The following is a 14,885-nucleotide window of genomic DNA, read 5'->3' as shown; positions in this document are numbered from 1 at the left end:
AGCCGGCCTATCCTGTCGTAAGCGCGCCACGTATTCGCCGAGGCCGCGATGGATGCAACGAGACCATTCTCCGCCATCGAGAGGCCTTCGTGACCCAAGCCGCCGCAACCACCTCTAGCGCGATGCCTCTCACGCCGAAACACCGCTTCGCCCTCGCCGCCTGTGCCCGCTGGGAGACGAGCAGCATCCTCGAATGGATCGCCTATCACCGTGCGATCGGCTTTGCGCATATCTATCTCTATTGCAACGACGACGACCCGACCGAGCTTTATGAGCGCCTACTGCCCCTTCTCGGCGAAGATATCCCCTTCATTACATTCATACATTATCCGTTCCGGGGATTTCAGACCCAAATGTACAAACATTTTTTGAAGAATTTTTCACACGATACCGAATGGTTCCTGTTTCTCGATATCGATGAGTTTCTTGCCCTCAAGACTCACGACAATATCCATTCTTTTATGGAAAATTACCAAGGAATTTGTGATGCTCTCTATTTTAACTGGATTTTCTTCGGGCCTAATGGCTTTGCCAGGCGGCCGGAGGGCAGCGTTCTTTTGCAATACACGCGGCGCGACCAATGGGTAAATCACTTCACCAAAACCCTGACCCGGCGATCCGCCCTCGCGATCGACGAGATCCTCGCCAAGGCTGAAACCGGGTTCTGGCATGATTGGGGGCACCTCGGCGGGCCGGAGTTGCGGCGCATCAACGTGCTCGGCGATCCGATCGGCGATTATTACGCCGATTTCCCGGAAAAAGCGCGCGCCTATCTCGACACGGACGACCGCCAAGCGCGCATCATCGCCACCGCCGCGATTCATCATTATGCGTTCCGCGCGGAAAGCGACATCGCGCGGCGGCTGGCGCGCGGCACGGCGGGCGATTTTCACGGCCAGCTCGCTTTCAAGCGGGTGGTGGACGAAGGCTATCTCCAAAATTTTCTCAACGATTTCAATCGTGTTGAAGATACCTATCTGCGCGACTACTGGCGCCGCGTGCTCGCCGGCGGCTGGCGCGCCAGCCTGGTGCCCCGCCCGCCGGGGCGCGATCTCGCGCGCGGCAAGCCGGCGACGCAAAGCTCGGTCTCGCAATGGTCGCATGAAGACACGCCCGCAAGAGACGCCGCGCGCCTCGTCAGTGGCGAATTCTCCGGCACCTACAACAACCATACCGATTTCGACCCCCAGCCCTGGTGGCAGGTCGATCTCGAGCGGCGCGAAACCCTCCGCGAAATCAGAATCTATAACCGACTCGACAGCGATCCCGGAATCATGGCGCGCACCTCAGCGCTGGCGATCGCGGTCTCCGATGACGCACAGGCCTGGCGTCTCGTCTATGTGCGGCGGAGCGAAACCCCGTTCGGCGGGATCGATGGCACCCCCCTGATCTGGACCCCCAACCTCCCGCCTGCCGCCCGCTATGTCCGGATCATCGGCTTGCGACCCGGCTATCTCCATTTCGATCAGGTGGAAATCTACTGAGCGCCGAGCCCGAGTACGTCGCGCATCGTGTAGAGCCCGGGCGCCCGCCCCACGAGCCAAAGCGCCGCTCGCACCGCGCCTTGGGCAAAGATACGCCGGTCGAAGGCGCGGTGGCTGAGCGCGATATGCTCGTTGGCGCCGGCGAAAATCAAGCTGTGTTCGCCGACCACCTGGCCGCCGCGCAAGGCCGCGAAGCCGATGGCGCCGGGCTTGCGCGCCCCGGTCTGGCCGTGGCGACCGCTTTCCATCACCGCAGCAAGATCGACGCCACGCCCGGCGGCAACCGCCCGGCCTAGCCCGAGCGCGGTGCCGGACGGTGCATCGACCTTCTGGCGATGATGCATCTCAACGATCTCGGCGTCATAACTCTCCGCCGGCAGCGCTGCCGCCATGCGTTCGGCGAGCGCCAGCAAAAGCGTGACGCCCGGAGAAAAATTTGGCGCGGCGCAGACCGGAACCTCGCGTGCCGCCGCCGCGACCGCCCCCTCATCGGCGTCAAACAACCCGGTGGTGCCAAGCACCCAAGGAGTCTTAGCCGCCGCCAGCGCCGCGGCATGCGTGCTGACGGCGGCGGCATGGGTGAAATCGATCACCACGTCGGACGCGGCGGCGAGAGCGGCGATATCGGCGAGAATAGGAACCCCATCGGGCGGCAGCGCCGCCGAACCTGGGCGAAGCGTGCCGCCGGCCAGAACCCCCGCGCCCAGCACTTCCTCGGCCAGCAATCGCCCCATGCGCCCGGCGATTCCGGTGATGCCGATGCGGATCATCTCACGCCCCGCCGACCGTGCGGGTGATCTGGCGGAGCGTCACGAACTCCTCCGCCGCCGTCGGGTGGATGCCGATGGTCTGGTCGAACTCGGCCTTGGTCGCACCGGCCGTCACGGCGATCGCGATCCCCTGAATGATTTCCGGCGCATCCTCGCCGAACATATGCGCGCCCAGAACCCGCCCGCTCGCCTGCTCGACGACGAGCTTGATCAAGGTCTTGCGCGCCCGCCCGCTGATGGTGTGGCGCATCGGCGTGAAGCGGGTGAGGTAGATATCGGTTTTTCCACGCGCCGCCGCGTCCTCTTCTGAGAGGCCGACGGTCGCGAGCGGCGGCGTGCTGAAAACCGCGGTCGGCACGGTAGCGAAATTCCACGCCCGCGCCCGCCCCGCGAACAGAAGATCGGCCAGCGCATGCCCCTCGGCGGTCGCGACCGGCGTCAGATTGAGCCGATCGGTCACATCGCCGATCGCATGGATATGCGCGACATTGGTGCGCCACTGCTCGCCGATCATCACCGCACCGCTCGCGCTGGTCGCAACGCCGGCGCGATCGAGGCCGAGCCCCGCGGTATTGGCGCCGCGGCCGGAGGCAAAAAACACGCAGTCAGCGGCGATGCGCCGGCCATCCGCCAGCACCGCGACCCGCCCCATACCCATCGCTTCCACGGCGGCGATGTTGCTTTCGGGGAACAGCCGCACGCCTTGCGCCACCAGCGCCTCGGCCATCGCCTCGCGCAAATCGCGATCAAAACCGCGCAGCGGCAGCGGCTGGCGGAAGACAAGATCGACCTCGGCGCCGAGGCCGCGAAAAATCCCCGCGAATTCGACGGCGATATAGCCGCTGCCGAGGATCACCACGCGCTCGGGGCGCCGGTCGAGATAAAACGCGTCATCCGAGACGATGCCGAGTTCAGCACCGGGAATATCGGGGCGAAGCGGCCGGCCGCCGGTTGCGATCACGACCCGCTCGGCGCTGATTTCGGTATCGCCGACCGCGATCCGGTGTGGGTCGAGAAAGCGGGCCTGAGCCTCGAAAACCGTGGCCCCGACGCCCTCGAGCAGGCGCCGGTAAGTGCCGTTGAGGCGAGCGATTTCGCGGTCTTTCGCCGCGATCAGCGCTGCCCAGTCATGCACGCCTGCCGCAGCACCGCGCCAGCCAAACCCCACCGCGTCCTCGGCATGGGCACCATATTCGGCGGCCTGGACGAGGATTTTCTTCGGCACACAACCGATATTGACGCAGGTTCCGCCCCAGAACCGCCTCTCGGCAACCCCGACCCGCGCGCCATGCGCGGCCGCGATCCGCCCGCAGCGCACGCCCGCGGAGCCACCGCCAATCACGAAAAGATCGAAATCGAAGCCCATCAGCCTCTCCTCGGCCAGTAAGGACGCAGACAATAAGAGCCTTCTTTTTCTGAAGAAAAAGAAGCAAAAAGACTTTTATCTCGATTCTCGGAGTGGCAACACCTTTCGCGCGGGCAGTGCCTGCGGCACTGCCCGACAGATAAAAGTTTTTTGGTTCTTTTTTTGAAAAAAGAACAAACTACTCTTACGTCCCAATCCCACCCAGGGCCAAATATTTGATTTCGAGGTAATCCTCGATGCCGTATTTAGAGCCCTCGCGGCCGAGACCGGAGGATTTCATGCCTCCGAACGGCGCCACCTCGGTCGAGATGATGCCCTCATTGATGCCGATGATGCCGTATTCCAGCCCTTCGGCGACCCGGAAGATGCGCCCGACATCGCGGGCGTAGAAATAGGCCGCGAGGCCGAATTCGGTGTCATTGGCGAGCTTGATCGCCTCTTCCTCGGTTTTGAAGCGGAATAGCGGCGCGACCGGACCGAAGGTCTCCTCGCGGAAAATATCGGCGCCGGCTGGCACGTCGGCGAGGATGGTGGGGGTGAAGAAATTGCCGCCGCGCGGATGGCGCGCGCCGCCGGTGACGACGCGGGCGCCGCGCTTGAGGGCATCGGCGATATGCGCTTCCACCTTGGCGACTGCGTCGGCATTGATCAGCGGCCCCTGCGTCACCCCCGGCTCCATCCCGTCGCCCACACGCAACGCCTCGACTGCCACTTTCAACTTGGCGGCAAAGGCGTCATAGACGCCGTCTTGCACCAGGAGCCGGTTGGCGCAGACGCAGGTCTGCCCGGCATTGCGATATTTGCTGGCAATCGCGCCGACGACAGCGGCGTCGAGATCGGCATCGTCAAAAACGATGAAGGGCGCGTTGCCGCCGAGTTCCATGCTGGTTTTCTTGATCGTCGGCGCGCATTGCGCGAGCAGCTTCGCCCCGATCTCGGTCGAGCCGGTGAAGGAGAGCTTGCGCACCAGCGGGTTGGCGGTGAGTTCGCCGCCCATCTCGCCCGAGGGGCCGGTGATGACGTTGCAGACGCCGGGAGGCATGCCGGCGCGCTCGGCGAGAACGGCGATCGCGAGCGCGGAAAACGGCGTCTGGCTCGCCGGGCGGATGACGCCGGTGCAGCCGGCGGCCCAACCCGGCCCGGCCTTGCGGGTGATCATGGCGGCGGGGAAGTTCCACGGCGTGATCGCGGCGAAAACCCCGATCGGTTCTTTTTGGACGATGATCCGCCGACCCTTGGCGTTCTGCGGAATGGTATCGCCGTAGACGCGCTTGCTTTCCTCGGCGAACCACTCGATGAAGCTCGCGGCATAGGCAATCTCGCCCTTCGCTTCGGCCAGCGGCTTGCCTTGCTCTGCGGTCATGATCACCGCGAGATCATCGGCGTTGGCGAGCATCAGATCATTGAGCCGGCGCAGAATCGTCGCGCGTTCCTTCGCGGTCAGCGCCCGCCAGGCGGGATAGGCGGCATGGGCGGCCTCGATCGCCGCCCTGGTCTCGGCCGCGCCCATCGCCGGCACCTCGCCGATGACCTCACCGTTTGACGGGTTACGGACCGCGAGCGTGCGCCCAGACGCCGCGCCAATCCATCGGCCGCCGACGTAATTCTGCTGCCGGAACAGGCTCGCATCCGAGAGCGGCAGGGGGGAGATGGGGGTGAGCATCGCTTTCCTCCTCGCAAGAACCATTGGCTTTCACATAGACCCGGAACGCGCTCAGTGCCAGCGCCACTCTTTCGCGCGTCGGGCGAATGTGATTAGATTTCTCGTCATGCCGCGCATCGCCCGCCAGGAAAAACCGCTCCCTGCCGACCGTCTCACCATCCGGCTCGATCTCGCCTCAGGCGCGCGGATCGGGCCAGGCAAGGTCGCGCTTCTGGAGGCGATCGCGCGCCACGGTTCGATCTCGGCGGCAGGGCGGGAATTGCGCATGTCCTATCGCCGCGCCTGGGATCTGGTCGAGGCGTTGAACAAGGCTCTCGGCACCTCTGTCGTCAGCACCGCGACCGGTGGCGCCGGTGGCGGCGGCGCGACGCTGACCGCGGCCGGCGCGGCGGTGGTCGCCGAATATCGCGCGATCGAACGCGAGGCCCACGCCATCGCCGCGCCACGCATCGCGGCGATGCTCCACCTGCCCGGCACCTGAGACACGGCTCAGACTGGCGCGGCTCAGACTTGTTCGACGCGCTCGACACCGGGGAGCAGCATCAGCGTCTGCGCCAAGACCGGGGTCACATGGAAGCCGCCCGGCAGGGTAATCTCGACCTCTTGCTCGGTCTCCGGCAGGCGCGGCACCAGCCGCACCCGGCTCTTGCCGCCGCGCTCGCGGCCCAAGAGATCGCGGATTTGCGTCAAACCACCGCCATCGCGGAGCCAGACCCGGATGCCGCTTGCGACCGTCGCCGCGGCGGCATCGAGGGCGGTGATCTCTTGTGCGGTCAAGCGCAGCGTGTCGCCTTCGAGGCGGAGATCGACGATCGCAAGCAGGCTCGCCCCGGGCTGTAAGAGATCGCGGGCGCGGGCCAGCGTCTCACTGAAGAGTGTGATTTCGAACGACCCCCCGGCATCGGAGAGACGCGCCCAGGCCATGCGACTCCCGGTGCGGGTGGGGCGCTCCTTGACGCTGATCAGCGTCCCGGCGAGACGCACGCGGCCGATCCCCGCCGCTGCGCGGGACGCAATCGCGCTGCTCGGGATGACGCCGAGCCGCGGCAATGTCGCGGCATAGGCGTCGAGCGGATGGGCGGTGATGTGAAACCCAACCGCCTCGGCTTCATAGCCGAGCCGCTCCATCAGCGGCCAGGGCGCGACATCGGCAAGACGCAGCGCCTCGCGCCGACCTTCACCGCCGAACAACGCCGCCTGGCCGCTTTCGCGCTCCTCGGCCGCGGCCTGGGCACGGCGGAGCAGGGTTTCGGCACTGGCGAAGACGCGGGCGCGATTTTCGTCGAGACTGTCGAAAGCGCCGGCCTTGGCGAGATTCTCAAGCTGCATCCGGTTGAGCGCGCGGGCATCGATGCGCGCCGCGAAATCGGCGAAATCGGCGAACGGGCGGGCGCCGCGGGCTGCGACCAGGGCTGCCATTGCCGCCTCGCCGACTTTTTTTACCGCCGCCAGCGCATAGCGGATCGCAAGTTTGCCATCTTCGCCGCGCTCGAGCGTGAAATCGGCGCCGGAGCGGTTGATGTCGGGTGCCAGCACTTTGATGCCGAGGGCGCGTGCCTCCTGGCGCAGTGCCGCGAGCTTGTCTGTATTGTTGATGGCAAGGCTCATGCAGGCGGCGATGAAGGCGGTTGGGTGATTGGCGCGCATCCAGGCGGTCTGATAGGCGACCAGGGCATAGGCCGCGGCGTGCGATTTGTTGAAGCCGTAATCCGCGAATTTTTCCATGAGATCGAAGATTTCGCCGGCTTTCGCGGCCTCGATCCCGCGCGCTGCGGCGCCTTCGAGAAAAATCCGTCGCTGCGCCTCCATCTCGGCGCGGATCTTCTTGCCCATGGCGCGGCGAAGAAGATCGGCGGCGCCGAGGCTATAGCCGGCAAGGCGCTGGGCGATCTGCATCACCTGCTCCTGATAGACCATGATCCCATAGGTCTCGCCGAGGATATCGGCAAGATCGGGGTGCGGCGGCGCCCATTTCTCGCCGTGCTTTCGCTGGCAATAGGCCGGGATATTGGCCATCGGGCCAGGGCGATAGAGGGCGACGGCGGCGATCAGATCCTCGAAGCGGTCGGGCCGCATTTGGCGCAAGACATCGCGCATGCCTTGGCTTTCGAACTGGAACACGCCGCCAGCCTCGCCGCGGGCGAGCATCTCATAGGTTTTCGCGTCATCGAGCGGCAAATGCGCGAGATCGACGACGTCGCCTTGCTCCGCCAGAAAATCCACCGCACGCTTCAGGATGGTAAGGGTCGTGAGACCGAGAAAATCGAATTTCACCAGTCCCGCCTGCTCGACATATTTCATCGAATATTGCGTGACGAGAAATTCCGAGCGTGGGTCGCGATAAAGAGGCACGAGATCGATCAGCGGGCGATCGCCGATGACGATGCCGGCGGCATGGGTGCTGGCGTGGCGATAAAGTCCTTCGAGCTGGAGCGCGATCTCCAGGAGACGCGCGATGGCCTCATCGTCCGCGCGTGCCGCCTGCAAACGTGGTTCGCCGGCGATCGCCTGCGCGAGCGTCACCGGTTTGGCGGGATTGTTCGGGATCAGTTCGGCGATCTTGTTGACCTGGCCATAGGGGAGACCGAGCACCCGACCGACGTCACGAACCACGGCGCGGGCTTGCAATTTACCGAACGTGATAATCTGCGCGACGCGATCGGCGCCGTATTCCGAGCGCACATAGGCGATCACCTCGTCGCGACGATGTTGGCAAAAATCGATGTCGAAATCTGGCATCGAAACGCGTTCTGGGTTGAGAAAGCGCTCGAACAAAAGGCCGAAGCGAAGCGGGTCGAGATCGGTGATGGTCAGCGCCCAGGCAACCACCGACCCCGCGCCCGAGCCGCGCCCGGGCCCGACCGGAATGCCCTGCGCTTTCGCCCATTGGATGAAATCGGCGACGATCAAGAAATAGCCGGGAAATCCCATCTTGGCGATCACGTCGAGCTCGTAGGCGAGCCGCTCATGGTATTGTTTGGCTTGCGCCGCATCGATACCCGCCGCCGCAAGGCGCGCATTAAGCCCCGCTCGCGCCATCGCCCGCAAGGTCTCTTCCTCGCTGGTGCCAGAAGCGATTTTCGGAAACACCGGCAGCATCGGCTTGCGGCTTTCCGCCATGACCGCGCAGCGCCGCGCAATCGCGAGGGTATTGTCACAGGCTTCGGGAAGATCGGCGAAGAGCAACCGCATCGCACCAGCATTCTTGAACCAATGCTCACGCGAGACGCGCCGGCGTTCGGTTTCCGCAAGCATGCGGCCCTCGGCGATGCAGAGCAGCGCATCATGCGCCTCGAACATGGTTTCATCGGCAAAAAAGCAATCATTGGTCGCAACCAGCGGCAGGCCGGCGTCATCGGCGAGCGCGATCAGTCCGGGCTCGATCGCGCGTTCGAGCGCAAGCCCGTGGCGATGGAGTTCAACCACCGTGCGATCGGGAAAGGCCTCGTTGATCGCCGCGAGAAGTGCCGCCGCGGCATCGCGCTGCCCCTCGGCGAGGAGCCGGGCGAGCGGCCCCGTCGTGCCGCCAGTAAGCAAAATCAAACCCTCGGCATGGGCTGCGATGTCGCTGAGCGGCAATTGCGGCTTTACGCCCGGCTCGGGGGCCAAAAAGCCGAGAGACGAAAGACGTTGGAGATTGGCCAATCCTGCCGCGTTTTGTGCCAGCAGCACGATCGGATCGGGGGCAAGGCGTGGCTGGTCGGCGCGGGCGAGATTGAGCTGACAGCCGATGATTGGCTGCACGCCGGCTTTTGCGCAAGCGCCGCTGAATTCCAATGCCCCGAAAAGATTGCCGCTATCGGTGATTGCAACCGCCGGCATCGCCAAAGCGCGCGCGCGCTCGGCGATCTTTTCCGCTTTGATCGCTCCTTCACTCAGCGAATAGGCAGAATGGACCCGGAGATGAACGAAATCCGCATGTGTCATAGCACCACCATCGTTCTTGCAGCGGCGATGCCGAAGGCACTGCCGCAACGGCGGGAAGTTTTTTGGTTCTTTTTTTCAAAAAAAGAACCCTTTCCCTGTCTTACAGGGACACGAGCCGCCCCTCGATCAGCGTCACGCGGCGATCCATGCGCGCCGCGAGATCGGGATTGTGGGTTGCGATCAGCGCCGCAACGCCGCGCGCGCGAACCACATCGAGGAGGGTCGCGAACACGATCTCGGCCGTTGCGACGTCGAGATTGCCGGTCGGCTCGTCGGCGAGCAAGATCCGCGGCGCATTGGCAAGGGCGCGCGCGATCGCGACCCGCTGCTGCTCGCCGCCGGAAAGTTTTCCCGGCAGGTGATGCAGCCGCGCGCCGAGACCGAGCGCATGGAGCAAATCACCGGCGTGGCTTGCGGCGGCGCGACGCGCGCGGCCCCTGATCATCTGCGGCAGAACGACGTTTTCGAGCGCTGTGAACTCGCTGAGTAGATGATGAAACTGATAGACGAAGCCGATGGTATCGCCACGGATCGCGCTCCGTTCGCTATCGCTGAGCCGGCCGGCGGCGCGCCCGGCGATGAAAATCTCGCCTTCATCGGGCTTTTCGAGCAACCCGGCGAGATGCAAAAGCGTTGATTTGCCCGAACCCGATGGCGCGACCAGGGCGACGATCTCGCCGGCGGCAAGCGTGAGATCGACGCCGCGGAGAACCGGCAGCGGCCCGGCCTCGGTTTGAAAGACGCGTGCGACACCCGTCATCGCAAGCGCGATGTTCGGATCATTCATGCCGCAACGCCTCGATCGGATCGGTGCGCGCCGCGCGCCAGCTCGGGTAAAGCGTCGCAAGCAGCGAAAGCGCCAACGCCATGACGATAATCTCGGTGACTTCGCGCCAGTCGAGTCGCGCTGGCAGATGCGCGAGATAATAGACTTCCGGATTGAACACCGAAACCCCGGTGATGCTTTCGACCCAGCGTTGCAGCGTTGTGATATTGAGACAGAAAACCACGCCGAGCAGCGTGCCGATCAGCGTCCCGGCAACGCCGACAGAGGCGCCGCACATCAGAAAAATCCGCATCACCGCGCCACGCGGCGCGCCCAACGTGCGCAAGACGGCGATATCGCGTGTCTTGTCCTTGACCATCATGATCAGTGAGGAAATGACATTAAACGCCGCGACCAGGATGATCAGCGTCAGGATCAGGAACATCACGTTCTGCTCGACTTCGACGGCGGCAAAGAAACTATCGTTGCTGTGCTGCCAATCGATGATGTGAACCGGTGTATCACCAAGGGCTGCGCGAATCGCGCGGACGACGGCGCCGACCGCAAGCGGATCATTGACACGCACCTCGATCTCGCTCGCGCGGTCAGGTTCCTGGAAAAACACCTGCGCGTCGGTGAGCGGCAAGAAAGCATACGCCTGATCATATTCGTTCATGCCAACTTGAAAAATCGCAACCACGCGATAGGCGCGGATGCGCGGCACGGTGCCGAACGCCGTCGCCGCGCCTTGCGGTGAGATCAGCGTGAGCGTGTCGCCGACCGAAAGACCAAGGCGCCGCGCCATGCCGACACCGATCGCGATCGCATCACCTGGTGTGAAATCAGTGAGCGAGCCCTCCACAAGATGATCGCTGACCGCACGCAGCGCCAGGATATCCTCCTTACGAATGCCGCGAATGAGGCCACCGGTTGCGGCGCCGCGCGGGCTTGAGACCAGCGCCTGGCCATCCACCACCGGAATCGCCAAGGTGACATCGGGGATCGCGGCGATCCGCTTGGTGAGCGCCGTGTAATCGGCAAGCCCACGCGCTGGCCCTTCGCCATCAATCGCATAGATCCCGAGATGACCATTGAGGCCGAGAATGCGGTTGAGGAGATCGACCTTGAACCCACCCATCACGCTCATCACGATGATCAAGGTCGCAACCCCAAGCGCGATGCCGATCAAGGAAAACCCGGCGATGACGGAAACAAAACGCTCGCCACGACGGGCACGAAGATAGCGGCCGGCGACCGCCCGCTCGAACGCGTTGAACATGCTATACGCCAAGAAGTTTCGCGAGCGCCGCCTCCGGCGAAACCTCCTCGCGCGCGCCATCCACGCGACGTTTGAGTTCGACCTTGCCGGCAGCGGCACCGCGCGGGCCGACGATGATCTGCCAGGGATGGCCGAGGAGATCGGCATCGGCGAATTTCACGCCGGCGCGCTCCTCGCGGTCGTCATAAAGCGCTGCCGCACCGAAGCGCTCATAGAGCCGTTCGCAGAGACCATCGCAGGCGGCATCACCGGGTTTGAGATTGAGGATAGCGGCGCGGAACGGAGCGATGGCCTCGGGCCAAATGATACCAGCCTCGTCATGCGAGGCCTCGATCACCGCGCCGACGAGGCGGCTCACACCGATGCCGTAGCTGCCCATTTCGGGATGGAATGGCTGCCCGTCCGGGCCGGTTGCGGTAAAATTCATCGGCTGGCTGTATTTGGTGCCGAAATAGAAAATATGCCCGACCTCGATGCCACGCCCTTCGCGCCGACGCGATGGGTCGAGTTTCTCGAAGAGCGCGGGATCATGTTTTTCATCGGTCGCGGCGTAGGGTGTCGTCATCATCGTGTAGAAGCGCGCGAGGTCCGCCTCCGCGTGGATATCGAATTCGCGGCTGGTGTAATCGATAGCCTCAAAGGCGGCATCATAGAACACTTGGCTTTCGCCGGTTGCGGCGAGGATGATGAATTCGTGGCTGAGATCGCCGCCGATCGGCCCGGTATCGGCGGCCATCGGAATGGCGCGCAAGCCGAGCCGCTGGAACGTGCGCATATAGGCGAGCATCATCTTGCGATAGCTGATGACGGCGCCCTTGTGGTCGATATCGAAACTATAAGCGTCCTTCATCAGGAATTCGCGCCCGCGCATGACGCCAAAGCGTGGCCGCACCTCGTCGCGGAATTTCCATTGGATATGATAGACGATTTGCGGCAAAGCGCGATAGGAATGCACCGATTGGCGGAAGATATCGGTGATCATCTCCTCATTGGTCGGACCATAGAGCAATTCGCGCTCATGGCGGTCCTGGATGCGCAGCATCTCCTTGCCATAGCCGTCATAACGGCCGCTTTCGCGCCAGAGATCGGCGGACTGGATGGTCGGCATCAGCAATTCCTGGGCGCCGGCGGCATCCTGCTCCTCACGCACGATGCGGGCGATGTTGGTCAGCACACGATAGCCGGCGGGGAGCCAGGCATAGATGCCGGACGCGGTCTGGCGCACGAGACCGGCGCGCAGCATCAGCCGGTGCGAGACGATCTGTGCCTCGGCTGGGGTTTCCTTGAGGGTGGGGATGAGCGAGCGGGAGAGGCGCATCGGCGATCGGGTCCATCTTGACGTGTTGCGGCGCGGAGACTAGCCGCCCTGACGCCGTCCCGCCAGGGCGCCGATTAAATCTCTGTTCATCATCGCCCAGTATCGTTGGGCGCATGACGATAGACGCGCACCCCCTCAGCGCCGATGACGCGCTATCAGCAGGCATCGCCGCCTACCAGGCCGGCGATCGCACGGCCGCGGTGCGGCATTTCACCGCCGCCGCCGCCCTGATGCCCCAAGCGCCCGAGCCGCGGCTGCTGCTCGGGCATATCCATCGCGAAATCGGCGATTTCGCGCGCGCTGTCGAATGGCTCCGCGCCGGCCTTGCCCGCCGCGCCGATTATGACGGCGAGGTTGGCCTCGGTGCCACGCTGATGGCGCTCGGTCGGCCGGCCGAGGCCGAACGCGCCTTCCGCGCCGCCCTTGCCCTCCGCCCGGACGACGCCGATGCGAGTTTTGGCCTCGGCAATGCGCTCTATGAGAGCCGCCGGTTTGCAGAGGCCACCGAGGTCTATCAGCGCCTGCTCACGCACCGGCCCGATTTAGCCGATGCCTGGTCCAATTGCGGCAATGCCCTGCAAGCACAAGGCTGGTTCGAAGCCTCCGTCCGGTATTATCACGAGGCGATCGCGCGGGTGCCCGACCATCTCCAAGCGTATTCCAATCTCTGTGGTGCGCTGTTCCATGCCGGGCGCTCTGAGGAGGCCGTCGCAGCGGGCGCAGCCGCCATCGCCAAGGCGCCGAACTGGCCGATCGCCTATTCCAACCTCGCCGCCCCGCTTCGGGCCCTCGGGCGGTTCGACGATGCCATCAATGTCTGTTTCAAGGCGCTCCAGCTCAAACCCGATTATGCCGAGGCCTATGTCAATCTCGGTGCAGCGCTGTTTGAGACTGGGCAGTTCGACAACGCGATCACCGCCTCCAACATCGCGCTCCAATGCCACCCCGATAATGTTCCGGCGCTCTGCAATCGCGGCGTTTCCCTCTACGGTCTCGGCCGGATCGAGGAAGCGATCAGCGATCTCCGCCGCGCAAGCGAACTCGAGCCCAGCAACCCCGAGCCGGCTTTTAATTTCGCCCTCGCGCTCCTGATGACGGGGACGGAAATGCGGGAGGGGTTTGCGCTCTATGAGCGCCGGCTCGAACGCGCCGAAGCCTCCAAACGCGTCTTGCCCAAGCCGCGCTGGCGGGGGGAGGACATTGCCGGCCGCACCATCCTTCTCCATGCCGAGCAGGGCCTTGGCGATACGCTGCAATTCGTCCGCTACGCGGCGCTGGTCGCAGGGCGCGGGGCGCGGGTGATCCTCGAGGTGCAGCCGCCCTTGAAGCGGCTTTGCGCCAGCCTGCCCGGGATACTGCCAGGAGATATCGAGGTGATTGCCGGCGGTGAGGCCTTGCCCGCCTTCGATGTTCACTGCCCGCTGCTCAGCCTGCCTTTCGTATTCGGGACCGATCTTGCAACGATCCCCGCCACCGTTCCCTATTTCGCCCCTGATCCCGCCTTGATCAGCCATTGGGCGACCTGCCTGCCGGCTGGCCCGGCGCCGCGAGTGGGTCTCGTCTGGGCAGGAGACTCGCACCCCGATCAGCCGAAATGGTTTCAGATCGATCGCCGCCGCTCGCTCCCGCTCGTCGCCCTCGCGCCGCTCGGCGCGGTGCCGGGCGTTACCTTCGTCAGCCTCCAAAAAGGGCCGCCGGCGGGGCAACTCGCGGAGCCGCCCTTTGCGATCGTCAACCCGATGCCGGAAGTCGTCGATTTCGCCGATACCGCGGCGCTCATCGCCGGGCTCGATCTGGTGATCTCGGTCGATACCTCGGTCGCCCATCTCGCGGGCGGGCTCGGCAAGCCGGTCTGGTTGTTGTCGCGCTTCGATGGCTGCTGGCGCTGGCTGCGCGGGCGAAGGGACAGCCCCTGGTATCCGACGCTTCGTCTCTACCGCCAGCCGCATCAGGGCGACTGGGTGCCGGTAATCTCCGCCCTCACCGCCGATCTCGCGACCTTCGCCGGCCAGGCGCCAGACGTCACCGCCCGCGCCGCCTGAGCCGACGGCCCAATCCCCTCGGAGACTGTTTAGAAATCAACACTCTCCAGTCATCGCTGGGTGCTCCCCACTGCCGCCAGCACCAACCACATCGCCCGGCGCAGACGGAACTCCCGATCGGGTAGGCGCAATAGAGGGAAGGCAAGAAACGGGTCGGGGGAAAGTTCTTTTTTGAAAAAAGGAACCAAAAAACTTTTGCTTTTTTTTAAGCTGGACACCTCCCATAACCGGATTTTCGGTTGGATGAGCGTTTGAGAGTGATGGCTCTGG

The 14,885-nt window shown here is 64.3% G+C and carries 11 protein-coding genes; 3 read left to right on the top strand and 8 right to left on the bottom strand.

Annotation, left to right across the window (positions count from 1 at the left end; all coding sequences use genetic code 11):
- A partial coding sequence (locus tag ACP5M5_RS13055; protein WP_427938032.1) for a glycosyltransferase family 2 protein occupies positions 1-1,484 on the top strand: 1,484 nt, incomplete at its 5' end.
- Here ACP5M5_RS13055 and dapB read toward each other — a convergent pair.
- The 3 genes from dapB to gabD all read right to left on the bottom strand — a co-directional run bounded on the left by dapB (position 1,478) and on the right by gabD (position 5,283).
- On the bottom strand, positions 1,478-2,254 hold the full coding sequence (gene dapB, locus ACP5M5_RS13050) for a 4-hydroxy-tetrahydrodipicolinate reductase (RefSeq protein ID WP_427938030.1): 777 nt from the start codon (positions 2,252-2,254) through the stop codon (positions 1,478-1,480). The genes ACP5M5_RS13055 and dapB overlap by 7 nt on opposite strands.
- 1 nt (position 2,255) lies before the next feature.
- Positions 2,256-3,620, bottom strand: coding sequence for a glutathione-disulfide reductase (gene gorA / locus ACP5M5_RS13045; protein WP_427938028.1), 1,365 nt, complete (start codon positions 3,618-3,620; stop codon positions 2,256-2,258).
- Between the two features lie 184 nt (positions 3,621-3,804).
- On the bottom strand, positions 3,805-5,283 hold the full coding sequence (gabD, locus tag ACP5M5_RS13040; protein ID WP_427938027.1) for an NADP-dependent succinate-semialdehyde dehydrogenase: 1,479 nt from the start codon (positions 5,281-5,283) through the stop codon (positions 3,805-3,807).
- A 106-nt stretch (positions 5,284-5,389) separates the two neighbouring features.
- Between gabD and ACP5M5_RS13035 the strand changes: the two genes are divergently transcribed.
- Positions 5,390-5,764, top strand: a complete 375-nt coding sequence (locus ACP5M5_RS13035; RefSeq protein ID WP_427938025.1) for a winged helix-turn-helix domain-containing protein — start codon at positions 5,390-5,392, stop codon at positions 5,762-5,764.
- A 23-nt stretch (positions 5,765-5,787) separates the two neighbouring features.
- Here ACP5M5_RS13035 and dnaE read toward each other — a convergent pair whose 3' ends face one another.
- From dnaE to proS, 4 genes are all read right to left on the bottom strand, one after another.
- Positions 5,788-9,210 carry a DNA polymerase III subunit alpha gene (gene dnaE, locus ACP5M5_RS13030; RefSeq protein ID WP_427938023.1) on the bottom strand — a complete coding sequence of 1,141 codons (3,423 nt, stop codon included), beginning with the start codon at positions 9,208-9,210 and terminating at the stop codon, positions 5,788-5,790.
- Between the two features lie 100 nt (positions 9,211-9,310).
- The gene (locus ACP5M5_RS13025) at positions 9,311-9,997 is read right to left on the bottom strand and encodes an ABC transporter ATP-binding protein (RefSeq protein ID WP_427938021.1); all 687 of its coding nucleotides are present in this window, start codon (positions 9,995-9,997) and stop codon (positions 9,311-9,313) included.
- On the bottom strand, positions 9,990-11,255 hold the full coding sequence (locus ACP5M5_RS13020; protein WP_427938018.1) for a lipoprotein-releasing ABC transporter permease subunit: 1,266 nt from the start codon (positions 11,253-11,255) through the stop codon (positions 9,990-9,992). Before ACP5M5_RS13020 ends, ACP5M5_RS13025 begins: the two co-directional genes overlap by 8 nt.
- 1 nt (position 11,256) lies before the next feature.
- The gene (gene proS, locus ACP5M5_RS13015; protein ID WP_427938016.1) at positions 11,257-12,573 is read right to left on the bottom strand and encodes a proline--tRNA ligase; all 1,317 of its coding nucleotides are present in this window, start codon (positions 12,571-12,573) and stop codon (positions 11,257-11,259) included.
- A gap of 113 nt (positions 12,574-12,686) precedes the next feature.
- On the opposite strand from proS, the gene ACP5M5_RS13010 reads away from it, so the two are divergent.
- Positions 12,687-14,615: a tetratricopeptide repeat protein gene (locus ACP5M5_RS13010; protein ID WP_427938014.1), complete on the top strand. Its 1,929-nt coding sequence runs from the start codon at positions 12,687-12,689 to the stop codon at positions 14,613-14,615.
- Positions 14,616-14,665: 50 nt separating this feature from the next.
- Here ACP5M5_RS13010 and ACP5M5_RS13005 read toward each other — a convergent pair.
- The coding region (locus ACP5M5_RS13005; protein WP_427938013.1) for a hypothetical protein at positions 14,666-14,885 on the bottom strand (220 nt) is incomplete at its 5' end.

It is taken from the genome of Acidibrevibacterium sp. (assembly GCF_049965395.1).
Lineage (GTDB): Bacteria > Pseudomonadota > Alphaproteobacteria > Acetobacterales > Acetobacteraceae > Acidibrevibacterium > Acidibrevibacterium fodinaquatile.
The sequence above is the reverse complement of the archived record's forward strand: the minus strand, read 5'-3'. Positions and strand labels throughout refer to the sequence as shown.

What these genes read in the sequence shown, in the direction of transcription:
- gorA (WP_427938028.1), bottom strand. Translation starts at nt 3,620, where the DNA reads ATGGGCTTCGATTTCGATCTTTTCGTGATTGGCGGTGGCTCCGCGGGC.
- ACP5M5_RS13035 (WP_427938025.1), top strand. Translation starts at nt 5,390, where the DNA reads ATGCCGCGCATCGCCCGCCAGGAAAAACCGCTCCCTGCCGACCGTCTC.
- dnaE (WP_427938023.1), bottom strand. Translation starts at nt 9,210, where the DNA reads ATGACACATGCGGATTTCGTTCATCTCCGGGTCCATTCTGCCTATTCG.
- ACP5M5_RS13025 (WP_427938021.1), bottom strand. Translation starts at nt 9,997, where the DNA reads ATGAATGATCCGAACATCGCGCTTGCGATGACGGGTGTCGCACGCGTC.
- dapB (WP_427938030.1), bottom strand. Translation starts at nt 2,254, where the DNA reads ATGATCCGCATCGGCATCACCGGAATCGCCGGGCGCATGGGGCGATTG.
- proS (WP_427938016.1), bottom strand. Translation starts at nt 12,573, where the DNA reads ATGCGCCTCTCCCGCTCGCTCATCCCCACCCTCAAGGAAACCCCAGCC.
- ACP5M5_RS13020 (WP_427938018.1), bottom strand. Translation starts at nt 11,255, where the DNA reads ATGTTCAACGCGTTCGAGCGGGCGGTCGCCGGCCGCTATCTTCGTGCC.
- gabD (WP_427938027.1), bottom strand. Translation starts at nt 5,283, where the DNA reads ATGCTCACCCCCATCTCCCCCCTGCCGCTCTCGGATGCGAGCCTGTTC.
- ACP5M5_RS13010 (WP_427938014.1), top strand. Translation starts at nt 12,687, where the DNA reads ATGACGATAGACGCGCACCCCCTCAGCGCCGATGACGCGCTATCAGCA.